Annotated in this window: 14 protein-coding genes; 4 read left to right on the top strand and 10 right to left on the bottom strand. The window is 73.2% G+C overall.

Annotated features, from left to right (window positions below; translation table 11 throughout):
- Positions 1-124: 124 nt before the first annotated feature.
- Positions 125-1,894 (bottom strand): acetyl/propionyl/methylcrotonyl-CoA carboxylase subunit alpha, encoded by a 1,770-nt coding sequence (locus VF825_RS16730; RefSeq protein ID WP_331115425.1) that lies wholly within the window; start codon positions 1,892-1,894, stop codon positions 125-127.
- Positions 1,895-1,951: 57 nt separating this feature from the next.
- Between VF825_RS16730 and VF825_RS16725 the strand changes: the two genes are divergently transcribed.
- Positions 1,952-2,797, top strand: a complete 846-nt coding sequence (locus VF825_RS16725) for an aldo/keto reductase (protein WP_331115423.1) — start codon at positions 1,952-1,954, stop codon at positions 2,795-2,797.
- Between the two features lie 55 nt (positions 2,798-2,852).
- Here the strand turns inward: VF825_RS16725 and VF825_RS16720 are convergent, their stop codons facing one another.
- Both VF825_RS16720 and VF825_RS16715 read right to left on the bottom strand, forming a co-directional pair.
- Positions 2,853-4,874, bottom strand: coding sequence for an acyltransferase family protein (locus tag VF825_RS16720; RefSeq protein ID WP_331115421.1), 2,022 nt, complete (start codon positions 4,872-4,874; stop codon positions 2,853-2,855).
- A 116-nt stretch (positions 4,875-4,990) separates the two neighbouring features.
- Positions 4,991-5,380: a MerR family DNA-binding transcriptional regulator gene (locus tag VF825_RS16715; protein ID WP_331115419.1), complete on the bottom strand. Its 390-nt coding sequence runs from the start codon at positions 5,378-5,380 to the stop codon at positions 4,991-4,993.
- An 85-nt stretch (positions 5,381-5,465) separates the two neighbouring features.
- Between VF825_RS16715 and VF825_RS16710 the strand changes: the two genes are divergently transcribed.
- Together VF825_RS16710 and VF825_RS16705 are read left to right on the top strand one after the other, a co-directional pair.
- On the top strand, positions 5,466-6,641 hold the full coding sequence (locus tag VF825_RS16710; RefSeq protein WP_331115427.1) for an acyl-CoA dehydrogenase family protein: 1,176 nt from the start codon (positions 5,466-5,468) through the stop codon (positions 6,639-6,641).
- A 28-nt stretch (positions 6,642-6,669) separates the two neighbouring features.
- On the top strand, positions 6,670-8,262 hold the full coding sequence (locus tag VF825_RS16705; protein WP_331115417.1) for an acyl-CoA carboxylase subunit beta: 1,593 nt from the start codon (positions 6,670-6,672) through the stop codon (positions 8,260-8,262).
- Between the two features lie 10 nt (positions 8,263-8,272).
- On the opposite strand, the gene egtD is transcribed toward VF825_RS16705, so the two are convergent.
- The 7 genes from egtD to VF825_RS16670 form a co-directional block, all read right to left on the bottom strand.
- Positions 8,273-9,238, bottom strand: a complete 966-nt coding sequence (gene egtD / locus VF825_RS16700) for an L-histidine N(alpha)-methyltransferase (RefSeq protein ID WP_331115415.1) — start codon at positions 9,236-9,238, stop codon at positions 8,273-8,275.
- Entirely contained in the window at positions 9,235-9,996 is a 762-nt protein-coding gene (gene egtC / locus VF825_RS16695) for an ergothioneine biosynthesis protein EgtC (protein ID WP_331115412.1), read from the bottom strand. Before egtC ends, egtD begins: the two co-directional genes overlap by 4 nt.
- A gap of 3 nt (positions 9,997-9,999) precedes the next feature.
- A complete protein-coding gene (egtB, locus tag VF825_RS16690) occupies positions 10,000-11,337 on the bottom strand; it encodes an ergothioneine biosynthesis protein EgtB (RefSeq protein WP_331115410.1) in 1,338 nt (445 codons plus the stop codon).
- On the bottom strand, positions 11,334-12,590 hold the full coding sequence (egtA, locus tag VF825_RS16685; protein WP_331115407.1) for an ergothioneine biosynthesis glutamate--cysteine ligase EgtA: 1,257 nt from the start codon (positions 12,588-12,590) through the stop codon (positions 11,334-11,336). Before egtA ends, egtB begins: the two co-directional genes overlap by 4 nt.
- Before the next feature lie 135 nt (positions 12,591-12,725).
- Positions 12,726-13,397, bottom strand: a complete 672-nt coding sequence (locus VF825_RS16680; RefSeq protein ID WP_331115405.1) for a nucleoside triphosphate pyrophosphatase — start codon at positions 13,395-13,397, stop codon at positions 12,726-12,728.
- Between the two features lie 9 nt (positions 13,398-13,406).
- Positions 13,407-14,768 (bottom strand): MFS transporter, encoded by a 1,362-nt coding sequence (locus VF825_RS16675; protein ID WP_331115403.1) that lies wholly within the window; start codon positions 14,766-14,768, stop codon positions 13,407-13,409.
- A 46-nt stretch (positions 14,769-14,814) separates the two neighbouring features.
- Positions 14,815-16,683, bottom strand: coding sequence for a Na+/H+ antiporter (locus VF825_RS16670; RefSeq protein ID WP_331115401.1), 1,869 nt, complete (start codon positions 16,681-16,683; stop codon positions 14,815-14,817).
- A 119-nt stretch (positions 16,684-16,802) separates the two neighbouring features.
- Between VF825_RS16670 and VF825_RS16665 the strand changes: the two genes are divergently transcribed.
- Entirely contained in the window at positions 16,803-17,879 is a 1,077-nt protein-coding gene (locus VF825_RS16665) for a S8 family serine peptidase (protein ID WP_331115399.1), read from the top strand.
- Positions 17,880-18,289: the final 410 nt, after the last annotated feature.

Raw genomic sequence — 18,289 nt, 5'->3', positions numbered from 1 at the left:
GGCCGACCCCGACGCCGACCCGCACCGCCCCGGCTGGGGCGTCCCGGCGCCGGAGTGAGGCCTGGCGTGACACGACGAGGGCCCCGACCGCATGGTCGGGGCCCTTGCGTCTGCCAGCTGCCGGTCAGTCCTTGATCTCGGCGATGACCGCGCCGTTGGTGACCGTGTCGCCGACGGAGGCCACGATGCCGGTGACCGTGCCGGACTTGTGCGCGTTGATCGGCTGCTCCATCTTCATCGCCTCGAGGACCACGACCAGGTCGCCCTCCTCGACGGTCGCGCCCTCCTCGACAGCGATCTTGACGATGGTGCCCTGCATCGGGGCGGTGAGGGCGTCACCGGAGACGGCCGCGCCACCCTTGCTGCCGCCGGAGCGCTTGGGGGCCTTCTTCTTGGCCGCCCCGCCACCACCGAGGGCCAGGCCGCCGGGCAGGACCACCTCGAGGCGCTTGCCGCCGACCTCGACGACGATCTGCTGTCGCTCGCCGTCCTCCTCGGGGGCCTCGGCGGCCGGGCCGGCGAACGGGGGGATCTGGTTGTCGAACTCGGTCTCGATCCAGCGGGTGTGCACAGCGAACGGCTGCTGCGGGTCGGTCGGGGCGAACGCCTCGTCCGCGACGACCACGCGGTGGAACGGCAGCACCGTGGGCATGCCGTCGACGACGAACTCGGCCAGCGCGCGGCGCGAGCGCTCCAGCGCCTGCTGACGGTCCCTGCCGGTGACGATGAGCTTGGCCAGCATCGAGTCGAACGCACCGCCGATGACGTCGCCGGACTCCACACCGGAGTCCAGGCGCACGCCCGGGCCTGTCGGCGGGCGGAAGTCGGAGACCACGCCGGGGGCGGGCAGGAAGCCGCGTCCGGCGTCCTCACCGTTGATGCGGAACTCGAAGGAGTGGCCGATCGGGTCGGGGTCGGTGAAGTCCAGCGCCTCGCCGTTGGCGATCCGGAACTGCTCGCGGACCAGGTCGATGCCGGTGACCTCCTCGGTGACCGGGTGCTCGACCTGCAGGCGGGTGTTGACCTCGAGGAAGGAGATCGTGCCGTCCTGGCCGACGAGGAACTCGCACGTGCCGGCCCCGTGGTAGCCGGCCTCCTTGAGGATCGCCTTGGACGCGCGGACCAGCTCGGCGTTCTGCTCGTGGGACAGGAACGGCGCAGGCGCCTCCTCGACGAGCTTCTGGTGGCGACGCTGCAGCGAGCAGTCGCGGGTGGAGACGACCACGACGTTGCCATGGGTGTCGGCCAGGCACTGGGTCTCGACGTGGCGCGGCTTGTCGAGGTAGCGCTCGACGAAGCACTCACCGCGGCCGAAGGCGGCCACGGCCTCGCGGGTGGCCGACTCGAACAGCTCGGGGATCTCCTCCAGCGTGCGCGCGACCTTCAGGCCACGCCCGCCGCCGCCGTAGGCCGCCTTGATCGCCACCGGCAGACCGTGCTCCTTGGCGAAGGCGACGACCTCGTCCGCGCCCTCGACCGGGTCGGGCGTGCCCGGCACCAGCGGGGCGTTGGCGCGGGAGGCGATGTGGCGGGCCTTGACCTTGTCGCCGAGGGAGTCGATGGCCGCGGGGGAGGGGCCGATCCACGTCAGCCCGGCGTCGATGACGGCCTGGGCGAACGAGGCGTTCTCGGCGAGGAAGCCGTATCCGGGGTGGACCGCGTCCGCGCCGGCCTTGCGGGCGGCGTCGAGCAGCTTCTCCTGCACGAGGTAGGAGTCACCTGGCGTGGTCCCGCCGAGGGCGAAGGCCTCGTCGGCCACCTTGACGTGCAGTGCGTCGCGGTCGGGATCGGCATAGACCGCAACTGATCCGATGCCGCTGTCCTTGCACGCGCGCGCGATGCGGACGGCGATCTCGCCGCGGTTTGCGATCAAGACTTTGCTGATGGGCGCCATGCGCCGGAGCCTAGCGCCTCCTCCGGAGGCGGTCGGGACGGGAGTTAGGGTCGACACATGACTTCTGTTCCGAACGTGACCCTGACCGCCGGCAACAGCACCGTCGACATCCCCCAGCTCGGCTTCGGCGTCTGGCAGGTCCCGGACGACGGGGCGACCGCCGCCGTGACCACCGCCCTCGAGGTGGGCTACCGCAGCATCGACACGGCCCGCATCTACGACAACGAGGCCGGCGTCGGCCGGGCGCTGGCCACCACCGACGTCTCCCGGGACGAGATCTTCCTGACCACCAAGGTGTGGAACGACGACCAGGGCCACGACGAGACCCTGCGCGCGTTCGACGCGTCGGCCAAGCGCCTCGGCGTGGACTACGTCGACCTCTACCTCATCCACTGGCCGACGCCGGCCAAGGACGCCTACGTCGACACCTGGAAGGCCCTGCTCCAGCTGCGCGCCGACGGCCGCATCCGTGCGGCGGGCGTGTGCAACTTCCAGCCGGCCCACCTGCAGCGGCTCATCGACGAGACCGGTGAGGCGCCCGCCATCAACCAGGTCGAGCTGCACCCGCGCCTGCAGCAGGAGCAGCTGCGCCGCTTCCACGCCGAGCACGGGATCGTCACCGAGGCGTGGAGCCCGCTCGCCCAGGGCGGCGACCTCCTCCAGGACGAGACCATCACCGGTATCGCGCGCAAGCACGCCCGCACGCCCGCCCAGGTGATCCTGCGCTGGCACCTGCAGCTGGGCAACGTGGTCATCCCCAAGTCGGTGACCCCCTCGCGGATCAGCGAGAACTTCGACGTCTTCGGCTTCGACCTCGACGCCGACGACCTGGCCGCGATCGCCGGGCTGGACCGGGCCGGGCGCATCGGCCCCGACCCCGACGAGTTCAACGTCGGCGCCTGAGTCCGCCGACACCAGGAGGGGGACCGTGCCCGGTCACGGTCCCCCTCCTGTGCGCTCAGCCGGCGAGCGCCGCGTCGGCCCGTGCCAGCACCACCGGCGCGAGCCGCTGGGCGTAGGCCACCGTCCAGTGGACCCCGTCCGAGCGCACGACGGTGCCGTCCTGCAGGGCCGGGCACTGCCCGCCGGGGCAGACGAGGTCGCCCACGTCCACGGCGACGGCCCGGCCGTGGCTGGCGGCAGCCACCTGCCGGAGCACCTGGTTGTAGCCGTCGACGAACTCCCCGCCCAGGGCCAGCGGCTCGGCCGACCCGGCCGGCCGGTCCGGGGCAAGGACGGTGCCCAGCGACGGCCCGGGCGGCGGCAGCGTGACGAAGGCCACGCGACCGCCGCGCGCGGCCACCTCCCGCACCAGGCGCCGGTAGGCCGCGCCCAGGGCCGCGTCGTGGGCGGCGGTGCCGGGGTCCAGGCGCTGCCCGTCGACGACCAGCCCCTGGTGGTGGGACCAGTACTCGGCGACCAGGACCAGGGGGTGGCGCCCCGCCGCGCGCTCGGCGTCGAGCACCGCCAGCTGCTGCTGCCGGGCGCGCTCGTGGCAGGCCTGTGCCGGGGCGTCCGGGCCGGGTGAGCCGTCGGGCACGACGAGCAGGCCGGTCGGGGTGCAGCGCAACCAGGCCGCCTGGACGTAGCGCGCGTCGTGCCGGCGGGCCCACGGCTGGAGGCCCGGGTCCAGGGCCCGCGCGGTGGAGTCGCCGAAGAGCACGACCGAGCGCGAGCCGCCGTCCACCTTGACGCAGGAGGCCAGCGGGTCCGAGGTCTCGGTGGGGCACGGGGAGTCGCTGCGCTGGGCCAGCTGCCGGCCCAGCGGGGCCGGCAGGGCGGTGGCGGTGACCGCCACTCCGGCCACGAGCGCGGAGGTCAGCGCCGCGAGCGCGGTGACCCGGGAGGCGGAGCGGCGTGCCCACGGCATACGGCCCTGCTGGACGGGGCGCTCGACCAGGCGCCAGGACGCCACGGCGAGGGCCCCGGTCAGGACCACGCGCCAGGCCTGCCGGGCCCACCAGGTCGCGTCGTGCGGGCCGTCCACGGGCAGCGCCACCACCACCGGCCAGTGCCACAGGTAGATGCCGTAGGACAGGGTCCCCACCGCCACCAGCGGGCGCCAGGACAGGGCCGCGGCCAGGCGCGAGCCGGGCGCGAGCTCGACGCCCGCGATCACGGCGGCGACAGCGAGGCAGACCAGCAGCCCCCCGCCGCGGTAGTACAGGGCGGAGGAGTCCGGCAGCAGGGCGAACCCGGCCAGCAGGGCGGTCAGCCCGGCGGCGGCGAGCGCCGTGGCCGGACGCCAGCCTGCCGAGCGTCCGCGTCGGCGGCGCACCGCCACGGCGAGCAGCACCCCGACGGCGAGCTCCTGGACCCGGCCCTCGGTGCCGTAGTAGGCCCGCGAGGGGGACAGCAGGGCATGCTCCAGCCCCATGGCCAGGCTCGAGGCGACCAGCGCGACGAGCGCCACCGCCCCCAGGCCCAGCTCCCGCCGCCGGACGGGGTCCCCGGCTGCCGGCTCGTCGCGCCGGGCCCGCCGGCGCAGCGCCAGGGACAGGACGGCCCAGACCAGCGCCGGCCAGACCAGGTAGAACTGCTCCTCCACGGCCAGCGACCAGGTGTGCCGCAGCGGCGAGGCGCCGGTGTAGGCGGCGAAGTAGTCCTCGCCGCTGCCGGCGAAGTGCCAGTTGGCAACGTAGGCCAGCGTGGCCAGCAGGTCGCCCCGCCGGGCGGACCACTGCTCGACCGGGCCGTGCCACCAGACCCACCCCGCGCAGGCCAGCAGGACCACGGCCAGGGCCGGGAACAGGCGACGGATGCGGCGTACCCAGAAGGCGGCGAGGTCGACTCGGCCGAAGCGCTGGTGCTCGGCCAGCAGCAGCGAGGTGATGAGGTAGCCGGAGAGGACGAAGAAGGCGTCGACGCCGAGGAACCCGCCCGGCAGGGCCGACCCGGCTCCGCCGCCGAGGTGGTAGACGACCACGGCGAGCACCGCGAGGGCGCGCACCCCATCCAGGGCTGGGCGACGGGTGCTCATGCGGGCTCCTCCCGTGCGGGGGCAGGCCAAGCCGCCCCCCGAGGCGGCCGGTTCCCCGATGGTGCCCCGTCGCGCCCCGCGCAGAACACCCCGCCAGGCGGGGAGCGTGGCCGAACTCACCCCAGCCGGCGCAGGTCCTCGCGGCAGCGCCGCTCGAGGTCGTCGAGCTCGGTCAGGGAGTCCTCGATGTCCTTGCGGCGGCGCTCGAGCTCCAGGCGCCGGTCGCCGATCTGGTCGAGCAGGTAGGTGAGCTGGCCGGCCTCACCGGGCTGCTCGTCATACATGTCGACGATCTTGCGGATCTCCTCCAGGGGGAAGCCGAGCCGCTTGCCGCGCAGGATGAGGTTGAGCCGGGTGCGGTCGCGGCGGTGGTAGACGCGCGTGGTGCCGCGGCGCTCGGGGGCGATCAGGCCGAGCTCCTCGTAGTGACGCACCGTGCGGTGGGTGACGCCGAACTCCTCGGCGATCTGCGCGATCGACCAGGTGGGGGACGCAGGCCTTGTCATGCGCCTGATCGTGCTTTACGTTGACGTCAACGTCAAGCAGTCGCCGGGTCACCCCTGCCGGCGCGACCGAAGGGCACCACCAGCGATGTTCGAGCTCAGCAAGGACCATGAGGACTTCCGCGCCGTCGTGCGCGAGTTCGCCGAGGCCGAGGTGGCCCCGCACATCGCGCAGTGGGACCGCGACCACTACTTCCCCAGCGATCTGGTGCCCAAGATGGGCGAGCTGGGCCTGTTCGGCCTCGTCGCGCCGGAGGAGTTCGGCGGCGCCGACGCCGACTTCACCTCGCTGTGCGTCGCGATCGAGGAGCTCGGCCGGGTCGACCAGTCGATCGGCATCACCCTGTCCGCCGGGGTCGGCCTGGGCATCAACCCGATCCTGACCTACGGCTCCCAGGAGCAGAAGGAGCGCTGGCTGCCCGACCTGGTCGCCGGTCGCGCGCTCGCGGCGTTCGGCCTGACCGAGCCCGAGGCCGGCTCCGACGCCGGCGCCACCCGCACCAGGGCCGGCCTCGATGGGGACGAGTGGGTCATCAACGGCGCCAAGGCGTTCATCACCAACTCCGGCACCGACATCACCTCGGTCGTCACGGTCACCGCCCGCACCGGGGAGAACCCCGACGGCTCGGCCCAGCTCAGCGCGATCATGGTGCCCTCGGGCACGCCCGGCTTCACCGTCGAGCCGGCCTACGACAAGCTCGGCTGGCACGCCTCCGACACCCACGGGCTCTCCTTCGACGGCTGCCGCGTCCCCGCCGGCAACCTGCTCGGCGAGCAGGGCTCGGGCTTCAAGCAGTTCCTCAAGACCCTCGACGACGGCCGCATCGCCATCTCGGCGCTCGCCGTCGGCCTGGCCCAGGCCTGCCTGGAGGCCTCGACCTCCTACGCCAGGACCCGCATGGCGTTCGGCCGCCCGATCGGCGTCAACCAGGGCGTCTCGTTCCAGGTCGCCGACCTCGCCGTCATGGTCGAGGCGGCCCGCACGCTGACCTACAAGGCCGCCTGGCTCAAGGACGAGCTGCACCACGGCCGCCGCTCGGTCGGTGAGGTCAAGCAGGCCGCCGCGATCGCCAAGCTCTACTCCACCGAGGCCGCGGTCTCCGCGACACGCATCGCCACCCAGGTCTTCGGCGGCAACGGCTTCATGGAGGAGTTCCCGGTCGCCCGCTTCTACCGCGACGCCAAGATCCTCGAGATCGGCGAGGGCACCAGCGAGGTCCAGCGGATGGTCATCGCGCGCGGCCTCGGCCTGCCCAACGCCTGAACCGTTGTCGTTGAAGGAAGATGTCGGTATGACGAGCCTGAGCTCCCAGCCCAAGCGCCCCTTCGCCGGTCCCACGGACGGGGGAGACCCGCGGGTGGCGAACGTGCGCTCGCGCCTGTCGAAGGCCTACGACGCGTCGGCACTGCCGCCGGAGAAGGCGGCGGCCAAGCTGGCCTCGCAGAACAAGCTCTACGTCCGCGAGCGGATCGCCCTGCTCTTCGACGAGGGCTCGTTCGTCGAGGACGGGCGCTACGCCAACGCCATGGCCCCTGGCCTGCCGGCCGACGGCGTGGTCACCGGCCGGGGCACCGTCGACGGCCGGCCGGCGATCGTCGTGGCCAACGACCCGACGGTCAAGGCCGGCTCGTGGGGTGCGCGCACCGTCGAGAAGATCGTGCGGGCCACCGAGATGGCGCTGCGCGAGGAGCTGCCGATCTTCTGGTTCGTCGACTCCGCCGGGGCGCGGATCACCGACCAGGTCGAGCTGTTCCCCGGCCGCCGCGGTGCCGGGCGCATCTTCCACAACCAGGTCGCGCTGTCGGGCAAGGTGCCCCAGATCTGCTGCCTGTTCGGGCCCTCGGCCGCCGGTGGTGCCTACATCCCGGCGTTCACCGACATCGTCATCATGGTCGACGGCAACGCCTCGATGTACCTCGGCAGCCCCCGCATGGCCGAGATGGTCGTCGGCGAGAAGGTCTCCCTCGAGGAGATGGGCGGCGCGCGGATGCACTGCACCGTCTCCGGCTGCGGTGACCTGCTCGCGGCCGACGACACCGAGGCGATCGAGCTGGCCAAGCTGTACTTCTCCTACCTGCCCTCGTCCTGGCGCAGCGAGACCCCGTCGTACGTCCCGGAGGAGCCGTCGCGGCCGCTGACCCGCAGCACCGTGCCCGAGAAGGAGAGCCAGCCCTTCGACATCCACGAGGTCATCGACGGCCTGGTCGACGAGGACTCCTTCTTCGAGGTCAAGCCGCTCTTCGCCGCCGAGCTGGTCACCGGCTTCGGCCGGATGGCCGGCGAGACCGTCGGCATCGTCGCCAACAACTCGGCGGTCAAGGGCGGGGTGCTGTTCTCCGACAGCGCCGACAAGGCCGCCCGCTTCATCTGGCTGTGCGACGCCTTCAACGTCCCGCTGGTCTACCTCGCCGACGTGCCCGGCTTCATGATCGGCTCCGAGGTCGAGCGCGGCGGCATCATCCGCCACGGCGCCAAGATGATCACCGCGGTCTCCGAGGCCACCGTGCCGCAGTTCTCGGTCATCGTGCGCAAGGCCTACGGCGCCGGGCTCTACGCCATGGCGGGGCCCGGGTTCGGCCCCGACGCCACGCTGGCCCTGCCGACTGCCCGGATCGCCGTCATGGGCCCGGAGGCAGCGGTCAACGCCGTCTACGCCAACAAGATCAACGAGATCGAGGACCTCGCCGAGCGCGAGCAGTTCGTGCAGGACAGGCGCCGGGAGTACGAAGAGGACGTTGACCTCGAGCGCCTCGCCGCCGACCTCGTCCTCGACGGCATCATCGAGGCCGACGAGCTGCGCCAGGAGCTGCTGCACCGGCTGCGCTACGCCGCCCGTCGCGACCGCGCCTTCAGCCAGCGCCGACGGGGCGTCCCCCCGGTCTGACCGGCACCGCTCAGACCGCGCGGGCGAGGGACAGCGCGAACCGCCCGGCCTCGTCGGTCCACCACTGGTCCAGGACGAAGCCGGTCGCCTGGAGCTCGGCGGCGACCTTCTCTGGGCGGAACTTCGCGGAGATCTCGGTGCGCATCTGCTCGCCCTCGGCGAAGTCGACCTCGAGGCCGATCCCGGGCACCCGGACGTGCATGGCCCGGGTGGCGACGAGGCGCATCTCGATCCACTCGTGCTCGGCGTCCCACAGCGCCCGGTGGGTGAACGCCTCGACGTCGAAGTCGGCGCCCAGCTCGCGGTTGAGCACCCGCAGCACGTTGCGGTTGAACTCGGCGGTGACGCCGGCCGCGTCGTCGTAGGCCGCCACCAGCGTGGCCTCGTCCTTGACCAGGTCGGTGCCGAGCAGCAGCCACTCGCCCGGCTGGAGCACGTCGCGCACGCTGTGCAGGAACCTGGCGCGCTCGACCGGGAGCAGGTTGCCGATCGTGCCGCCGAGGAAGGCGACCAGGCGCGGCTGCTCGCCCGGCAGCCGGCTCAGGTGCTCGGTGAAGTCGCCGACGACCCCGTGGATGGTCAGCCCGGGGTAGTCGGCGTCGATCGCCTCGACCGCCTCACGCAGGGCGGTCCCGGAGACGTCCAGCGGCACGAACGTGCGCAGGGAACCGTTGTCCCGCAACGCATCCAGCAGCAGCCGGGTCTTCTCCGAGGAGCCCGAGCCCAGCTCGACCAGCGTCTGCGCACCCGTGTGTGCGGCGATCGTTGCGGCCCGCGCGCCGAGGATCTCCCGCTCGGCCCGGGTGGGGTAGTACTCCGGCAGGCGGGTGATGTCCTCGAACAGCTCGCTGCCCCGGGCGTCGTAGAACCACTTGGGCGGCAGCCACTTCGGCGCGCTGGTCAGCCCGTGCTCGGCGTCGGCGCGCAACGCCGAGGCGGCGTCGTCGGCGGTGAGGTAGGTGTCCACCTGGGTCATGGCCGTCCCTTGTCATCGATCGGATGCAGCTCGAACGTCGTGCGCGTCGCATGGAGCACCTGCCGGTCGGGCACGGCCTCCCACAACGGGTCCTCGGGGTCCCATGGCTCCGAGCTCACCGCGAGCTCGCCGTCGCCGCGCCGCACCCACAGCGAGTGCCACCACGCGGTTGCGGTGACCGACTCGCCGTCGGTGAGCAGCAGGTTGAGCCGGGAGTCCGGCGCCGCCGCGGCCACCTCGGCGACCACCCCGCCGAGGGCCTCGAGGGGGTGCTTGCCGGCGCGCAGGCGGTGCCGGACGAGCGCCCACAGCAGGGCGGCGTCGGTCGGAGCGTCCAGGGTCATCAGGTCGGTCGCCGGCAGCCCGGCGGCGGGCTCGGCCACCGAGTCCGGCCAGCCCCGCACCACCCCGTTGTGGCTGAACAGCCAGCGCCCCTCGCCGAAGGGCGCGCACGCGCTCTCCTGCACCGGCATGCCGACCGTCGCGCTGCGGACCGCGGCCAGGACGGCGGTGGAGCGGATAGTGGTGGCCAGGTCGCGCAGCGACCCGTCCGCCCACATGGGGCACGCCCGCCTGTATCGCGCGCCGTCACCCCCGGGAGAGGGGTACCACCCCACGCCGAAGCCGTCGGCGTTGATCGTCCCGCCCTGGCGCATGTCCAGCGGTGCCCAGGACTGGCGCAGCAGCGAGTGCGGCGGGTCGAGCAGCACGTCGGCGAGCGCCACCTCGGGGCCGACGTAGGCCAGGTGCCGGCACATGACCTAGCCGAGCTCCTCGGGACGGGGGTCGCGGGCGCAGCGGAAGCCGGAGAAGATCTGCCGCCGGATCGGGTAGTCCCAGTTGCGGAAGGTGCCGCGGCAGGCGACCGGGTCGGTGCCGAACGACCCGCCCCGGAGCACCTTGAACTTCGGCCCGAAGAAGACCTGGGAGTACTCGGGGTAGGGGAACACCGCGAAGCCGGGGTAGCCCGCGAAGTCGCTGCTGGTCCACTCCCACACGTCCCCGATGAGCTGCTCGACGCCCAGTGGCGAGGCGCCCGCCGGGTAGGCGCCCACGGGCGCGGCCCGCAGGTGGCGCTGGCCGAGGTTGGCGTGCTCGGACGTCGGGTCCTCGTCACCCCAGGGGTAGCGCCGGGAGCGGCCGGAGGCGGGGTCGTACCGGGCGGCCTTCTCCCACTCCGCCTCGGTGGGCAGGCGCTTTCCGGCCCACGCGGCATACGCCTCGGCCTCGTGGAAGCTGACGTGCACGACCGGCTCGTCCAGCGGCAGCGGCTCGCGCACGCCGAACCGGGTGCGCACCCAGCGGCCGTCCTCGCGCTCCCAGAAGCGGGGTGCGGTGATGCCCGCCTGCTGACGGTGCGCCCAGCCCGTGGGGGACCACCACTGGGGGTCGTGGTAGCCGCGTGCCTCGACGAAGGCGAGGTAGTCGCCGCAGGTCACCGGCGTCGTGTCGATGACGAACGCGTCGACGTGCACCTGGTGGGCGGGGCGCTCGTTGTCCAGGGCCCAGGGCTCGGTGGAGGTGCCCATGGTGAACGGGCCCGCGGGCACGAGGACCTCGGCGGCCGGCACCCGGCGCCCGCGCGGCGGGGGCGGCGCGTCGAGCACCGGGGCGCCGGACCGCAGCTGGTGCGTGGCCAGCATCGTCTCGTCGTGCTGCTGCTCGTGCTGGGCGATCATGCCGAAGGCGAACGCGCCCTCGACCAGCGGCCGGCCCTCGAGGACGGCGTGGTCGAGCACGTCGAGCACCTTGTCGCGGACCTCGGTGACATAGCCGCGCGCCTCGGCCGGGCCGAGCAGCGGCAGCGCCGGGCGGTCCACCCGCGCGTGCCTGAACGCGTCGTAGAGCTCATCGATGTCCTGGCGCACCGGGTCCCGGCCGCCGACGTCGCGGACCAGCCAGAGCTCCTCCTGGTTGCCGATGTGCGCCAGGTCCCAGACCAGGGGCGACATCAGCCGGGAGTGCTGCCGGGTCAGGTCGTGGTCGTCGACCGCGTCGGTGAGCCCGGTGCTGCGGGAGCGGGCCCGCGTGAGCACCTCGGCCACGTGCGCGCGCAGCTTCTCCTGCTCCATCGCGGTCACGTCGGGGGTCGTGGTCATGCCGAGCACCTCCGGCTCGTCGCGTCGTCGATCCGTTCCTGCAGCTGCCGGGCGACCTCCTCGGCCACGGCGCCGGGCAGGTCCAGCCCGGCCAGCGCGGACACGGCCAGCTCGACCACGGCCGCCGCGGCGCGGGTCAGTGCCGGGTCCGCGAGACCGACGCGGGCGGCGCTGAGCCACCGGTCGGCGGTCTCCTCGGTCGCCTCCAGCACCCGCTCGACCGTGGTGCCCCGGGACAGGAGCGCGGTCAGCAGGGCCACCGGGGTCACCCATCCGTCCCCCGCCTGGGCGTCGAGGTAGCGCACCTCGAGGTAGCCGTGCGGCCGCACCGGGGGGAAGAGGGTGGACAGGTGGTAGTCGAGGTCCGCGGTCGTGGGCTCGCGGCCCACCCGGTGGGGCTCGGCCACCCAGCCGGCGAAGCTCAGCCCGGGGGGCGCGGTCCACGGACCCTGGGCCCGTCGCACGCACAGCAGCGGCGCGTCGAGGGCCATGCGGGTGTACTGCGCCACCGGGTCCGCGCAGCGCACGGGGGCGAAGGTGGCCGGCGGCGCGGTCGCGAGGGTGGACCGCAGCCGGGCCGAGGCCCAGCCGGTGTCGCTGCCGGCCATCACGGCCGAGTTGCCGAAGAGGGCGGTCAGGACCGGGCCGAGCGCGTGCACGGCGTCCCACCGGTGCACGGCCTCGGCGCCCTCGCCCAGGTCGACGCAGACCTGGAGGCTGGCCGTGCTGCACATCATCCGGGGGCCGTGCGGGCCGATCGCGGCGAAGAAGTCCTCCATCGCGTCGTAGCGCGGGGTACGCAGGATGCGGCGGGGCGCCCGGTGCGGGTCGAGGCCGTGCTCCCCGCGGCGCAGGCCGTGCGGGGCGAGCAGCTCGCCCAGGGCGGCGGCGTCGGTGGCGGCGGCCTCGAGGAGGAAGGCGACGGACGGGGTCGGCGCGGAGGAGATCTCGACCTGGCCGCCGGGTTCGACGGTGACCAGGGAGCCGGCCGGCAGGGGCAGGTGCGGGCTGTGCGGGTCGACGGTGGTCGGCGCGTGAGGGCCAAGGGCCCGCGCCAGGTCGGTCAGCTCGACGGCGCGGGCCGGGTCGTCCTCGTGGTGGAGGGTCCACTCGAGCTCGACACCGTGCAGCCGCGGGGGGCCGTGCTTGAAGCAGACCATCGCGACGTAGCCCTCAGCCTGGTCACGTGACAGCACCGGCGTGCCGTGGACCTCGTCGTCCACGGCCGCCCGTGAGCCCCCCGACTTCTCCATCGGCATCACCATGACGGCACGAACCTAACCGCCGCCCCTGACAGGGACAACCGCAATAGGCGTACGTCGGTTGACGGCTCGGCGACGTGGCGGTGACCCGTCAGCAGGGGCGCTGCCGGGGCCCTGCCAGCGCGCTCAGGAGGTGACCTGCGTCCAGGCCACACCGACCTCGGCGAGCAGCTCGCGCAGCAGCGGCAGGCTCAGGCCGATGACGTTGGAGGGGTCTCCCTCGATGCCGGTGACGAACGGCCCGCCCAGTCCGTCGAGGGTGAACGCGCCGGCCACGCGCAGGGGCTCACCCGTGGCGACGTAGGCGTCGATCTCCTCGTCGGTCAGCTTGGCGAAGTGCACGGTCGTCGAGGCGACCGCGCCCAGCGTCGCGCCGGTCCCGCCCTCGTCGTCGGCCCGGTCGTCGATGAGCCAGTGGCCGGTGTGCAGCACCCCGGAGCGGCCCCGCATCTGCCTCCAGCGCTCGACCGCCTCCGCGGCATCGGACGGCTTGCCGTGCATCTGCCCGTCGAGCTCGAGCACCGAGTCGCAGCCCAGGACCAGTGCGGAGTCCGGGGCCTCCTCGAGGCCGTCGCCGGCGAGCAGTGCCGAGGACACCGCCTCGCACTTCGCCCGGGCCAGCAGCAGCGCCAGGTCGTCGGGGGCCAGCTCGCCGTAGGTCTGCAGGGCCTGTGCCACCACGGCGTCCTCGTCCACGTCGCTGACCAGCACGAACGGGTCGATCCCGGCCCGGCGCAGGGTGGTCAGCCGGGCGGGGGAGGAGGATCCGAGGACGAACGACAGCAGGCTCCGGGGCATGCCCGGAGGCTACCGGGCGCGGGCCCCGGTCCCGGTCACAGCCGGCTCGGTCGCCTCGGCCTGGCCGGTCGGCGCGGCCCGCAGGGCGACGGCCACCGCGCCGGCAAGGACCATGGCGGCGCCGACCACCCAGAGCCCGGTCTTCTGGCTGCCGGTCAGGTCCGCCAGCCACCCGGTCACGTAGGGGGCGGCGAACCCGGCCGTGTTGCCCACCGAGTTGACCAGCGCGATCCCGCCGGCTGCTGCGGCCCCGGTGAGGAACGTGGTCGGCAGCGCCCAGAAGGTGGGAAGCGCGCACATCACTCCGGTCGCGCAGACGGTGACCGCGACCATGGCCGCCAGCGGGCTGCCCAGGTAGAGCGCGACGGGAATCGCCGCCCCGCCGACGAACGCCGGCAGGGCCACGTGCCAGACCCGCTCGCGGGTGCGGTCGCCGTGGCGGGCCCACAGCACCATGGCGACGGCGCCGACGACGTAGGGCACCGAGTTGATCAGCCCGCGCTCCAGGATCGAGTAGCTCGTGCCGAACTGCGTCTCGAAGCCCTTGATGATCGTGGGCAGGAAGAAGCCAAGGGCGTAGAGGCCGTAGACCACGCCGAAGTAGACGAACGCCAGCGCCCAGACCCGGCCGCTGGTCAGCGAGCCGCGCAGCCCGACGTGGTACTCGCGCTGCTTGTCCGCGTCCTCGGCGTCCATCACCGAGGCCAGCGCCTCGCGCTCGCCCGGCTCGAGCCACGCCGCGTCACGCGGCCGGTCGGTGAGGAACCACCACGTGACGAACCCGAGCAGGACCGCGGGCACGCCCTCGAGCAGGAACATGAACCGCCAGCCGCTCAGCCCGAACAGGCCCTCGCCGTGCTCGATGAGCAGCGAGGACAGCGGGGCGCCGAGCGCGGAGGACAGCGGGATCGCGGCCATGAACAGGGCGGTGACGCGGGCCCGGTCGCGCTGGGGGAACCAGTAGGTCAGGTAGAGGATGATCCCGGGGAAGAAGCCGGCCTCGGCGATGCCGAGCAGGAAGCGCAGGGCCACCAGCGTTCCGGCGTTGGGCACGAACGCGATCGCCCCGGCGACCAGGCCCCAGGTCAGCATGATGCGGGCGATCCAGCGCCGGGCGCCGAACCGGTGCAGCGCCATGTTCGAGGGCACCTCGAGCAGCAGGTAGCCGATGAAGAACACCCCGGACGCGAAGCCGAACGCGGTCGCGCTCAGGCCCAGCTCGGCGTTCATGCCGTTGGGGCCGGCAAAGGCGATGTTGGTGCGGTCGAGGTAGTTCACGAAGTAGAGCAGCGCCAGGTACGGCGTGAGCCGGCGGGCGACCTTGCGGGTCGCCGACCCCAGCTCGCCCTCGTGCGTCGTCGCGGTGGTCATCCGGCCGTCCTCCCTGCCCCTTGCCCCGCGTCACCGTCCCAGCGGCTCAGCCCACGAGGTCGTCCACGTAGCACCATCTCCACGCCTCGCCCGGCTCGAAGCTGCGCACCACCGGGTGCCCCGTCTCGGTGAAGTGCCGTTCGGCGTGCCGTCCGACGGACGAGTCGCAGCAGCCGACCTTGCCACAGGTGAGGCACAGCCGCAGGTGCACGGGCGTCAGCCCCTCACGCTCGCAGTCGTCGCAGCCGCCCGGCGTCAGGGGCTGGATGTGCCCTCCGGCCCCGGCCAGGTGCTCGCACGGCCCGCCGAGCGGATCGGGGGGCAGCAGCGGCTCGTCGCGCAGGTCCTGGGTGCGTCGCTCCACCCGGTCGAGCATCGACTCCTCGAGGTCGAGGGCGGCCATGACGTGCTCGAGCACCTCATGGTCGGCGCGCCCGTCGTCGCGGATCTGAAGCACCGCCTCGCGCTCGGCGGCCAGCATGGCCAGGCGCAGCCGTCGGTAGGTCTCGCTGGGGGTCTCCCGGTCCGAGTCGGGGCTGCCCAGTCGCTCCCAGACGATGTTGGTGCGGGACTCGGCGCGGGCCCGCAGCGCCTGGGCGGCGTTGGCCTCGTCCTCCCCGGCGATGCGGTCGAGCTCGGCCAGTCCCGCCGTGACGGCGGTCTGCAGCACGGTGGCCTCCTGCAGCGCGTCCTCGCGCGGGTCGGGCCCGTGCACCCGGAGCCGGCGCGCCAGCCACGGCAGGGAGAACCCCTGGATCATCAGGGTCCCGCCGGTCACCACCAGAGCGGCGAGCACCAGCACCTCCCGGTGCGGTGTCGCCGCCGGCAGCACGAACGCCGCGGCCAGGGTCACGACGCCGCGCATCCCGGCCCACGACACGATCGCCGTGTGCGTCCACGGGGTCGAGCGGCCGAGGCGGTCCGGACCGGGGCGGATGGCCAGGTAGCGCGCGGGGAAGACCCACAGCGGCCGCAGCACGATGACCGCGGCGAGCACGGCCAGGCACACCCCGGCGATCTGGCCCAGGCCGAGCGGGGAGTGGCGCACGTCCTCCAGGACCCAGCGCACCTGGAGGCCGATGACAAGGAAGACGACGTTCTCGAGGATGAACTGGATGGTGGTCCAGTTGATCCGCTCGCTCAGCCGCGAGGAGGCGCTCTGCAGCACCGGCGCCTTGTGGCCCAGGAGCAGCCCGGCCACGACGACGGCGAGCACCCCGGAGGCGTGGATGGCCTCGGCCGGCAGGTAGGCGACGAACGGGGTCATGAACGACAGCGACGTGTCGAGCACGGAGTCGGTGACGTGCTTGCGCACCAGGCCGACGAGGGCGGCGACGGCGACCCCGACGGCCAGGCCGCCGAGCGCGGAGAGGGCGAACTGCCCGGCGACCCCTCCCACGCTGACGGTGCCGGCAATGGCGGCGATGGCGGTGCGCAAGCAGACCAGGGCCGTGGCGTCGTTGACCAGCGACTCGCCCTCGAGGACCGTGACCACCCGGCGCGGCAGCCCGATCCGCCGGGCGATCGTCGTGGCGGCCACGGCGTCCGGCGGGGCGACGACGGCGCCGAGCGCGAACGCCGCGGCGAACGGCACCGGGAGCAGCAGCCAGGTGACCAGGCCGACGCCGAGCGCCGTGAACACGACGAGCCCGACCGAGAGGAACCCGATCGCCCTGCGGTTGTCCCGGAAGTCCACCAGTGAGCTGCGGATCGCCGCCGCGTAGAGCAGCGGGGGCAGCAGCCCGACGAGGACCACCTCCGCGCTCAGGTGCACCTGCGGCAGGAACGGCAGGTATGACGCGCCGACGCCGACCAGCGTGAGGACCAGTGGTGCCGACACGTCGTACCGGCGGGCCAGTCCGGCGACGAGGGTGACTGTCGCGACGAGGGCGAGCGCGACCGTGGCTGCATGCACGCCTCGAATCCTCGCACCCGGGGCGCCGGGGCCCGGGCCGTGACCTCGGCGGCGTGGTGCCGTTGAGCAGCGCGGACCGGGGCGTGCCACTCCCGGCGGACGAAGGGATGACAGCAGCGATGCGATGGACAGCGAGGACGGTCGCCGCGGTCGCGGGGGCGTGTGCCGTGGGTGCAGCCCTGGTCGGCGGACCGACGGCGCAGGCGGCCACCAACGACCCGCTCTACGGCAAGCTGTGGGGGCTCCAGCAGATCCACGCCGAGCAGGCCTGGTCGAGGTCGACCGGCGCGGGGGCCGTGGTGGCCGTCGTGGACACCGGCATCGACTTCAGCCAGCCCGACCTGCAGGGCCAGGTCCTCCAGGGCGCCACGTTCACCGGCTGCCAGAGCACCCGGCCCTGCGGCAACGGCGACTTCCGCGGTCCCGACGGGGTCGACAACGGCGACGAGCACGGCACCCACGTGGCCGGCACGATCGCCGCGGTCCGCGGCAACGGCATCGGCGTCGTGGGGGTCGCGCCCAACGCGAAGATCCTGCCGGTCAAGGTGCTCGAGAACGGCTCCGGCTCCAGCGAGGACATCGCCGACGGCATCCGCTGGGCGGCCGATCACGGGGCGAACGTCGTCAACCTGAGCCTGGGCTCGGTCCCCGGTGGTCAGCTGCTGTCGATCACCGGGGTCGACACCGCGATGCGGGACGCCATCGCCTACGCCCGCTCCAAGGGCGTGCTGACGGTCGCCGCGGCCGGCAACACCTCGACCGCCCTGTGCAACGACCCGGCCTTCGACAGCGTCGCGATCTGCGTCGGCGCGACCGACCAGCGTGGCCTGCACAGCTGGTACTCCGAGCTGCCGAACAAGCTCGACCTGAAGTCGGTGTCCGCCCCGGGCGGCGCCGGCCTGTCCGCGCTCGGGCTGCCGGGGCAGTGCGACGAGGACATCTGGTCCACCGTCCCGGTCGGCACCGGTTCCGCCGGGTGCGGCCAGAAGGACTACGACGCGTATGCCGGCACCTCCATGGCCACGCCGCACGTGGCCGGTGTCGCCGCGTTGTTGTTCGCCCAGGGGCGCACCGCCGACCAGGTGGAGAACGCGATCCTGACGACGGCCCGGACGCCGCTGACCGGGACACGGGGGACCTACACGCCGCTGTACGGCTACGGCGTCCTGGATGCGGCCGCCGCGGTCAACAGCTGACCTCGATCCGGTTGTGCCGCAGGGCCGCCCGGGCCGAGGGCCTGGGCGGCCCTGCGCCGTCCAGCGGGTGGGACCGGGGGTGGTCAGAGCACCCTCAGATCACTGCTAATGTTTTCCCTGCGTTCAGCGCGAGGGACACCTCGGGCGGCCCGGACTCCCTCCCGGAGGCCAGCCGCCCGGTTTGACCCGGAAGCGCAGAGCGAGTAAGTTTGAAGGGTTGCCAGCGAGGCGGTTCGCACGAAGCGCCAGGTAGCTCGGACAACACACAAGAACGGTAGCCCCGGATCCAGGCTTGGGTGTCTGGTGATGGTGCGCGTCCGGTCCTTGAGAACTCAACAGCGTGCCAAAAATCGATGCCAATTACCTCGTCCCGGCATCTTCGGATGTTGGACGAATTTCCTTTGGTTGAT

It is taken from the genome of Oryzihumus sp., from assembly GCF_036391795.1.
Classification (GTDB): domain Bacteria; phylum Actinomycetota; class Actinomycetes; order Actinomycetales; family Dermatophilaceae; genus Oryzihumus.
This window is presented reverse-complemented; position numbering and strand designations above follow the sequence as displayed.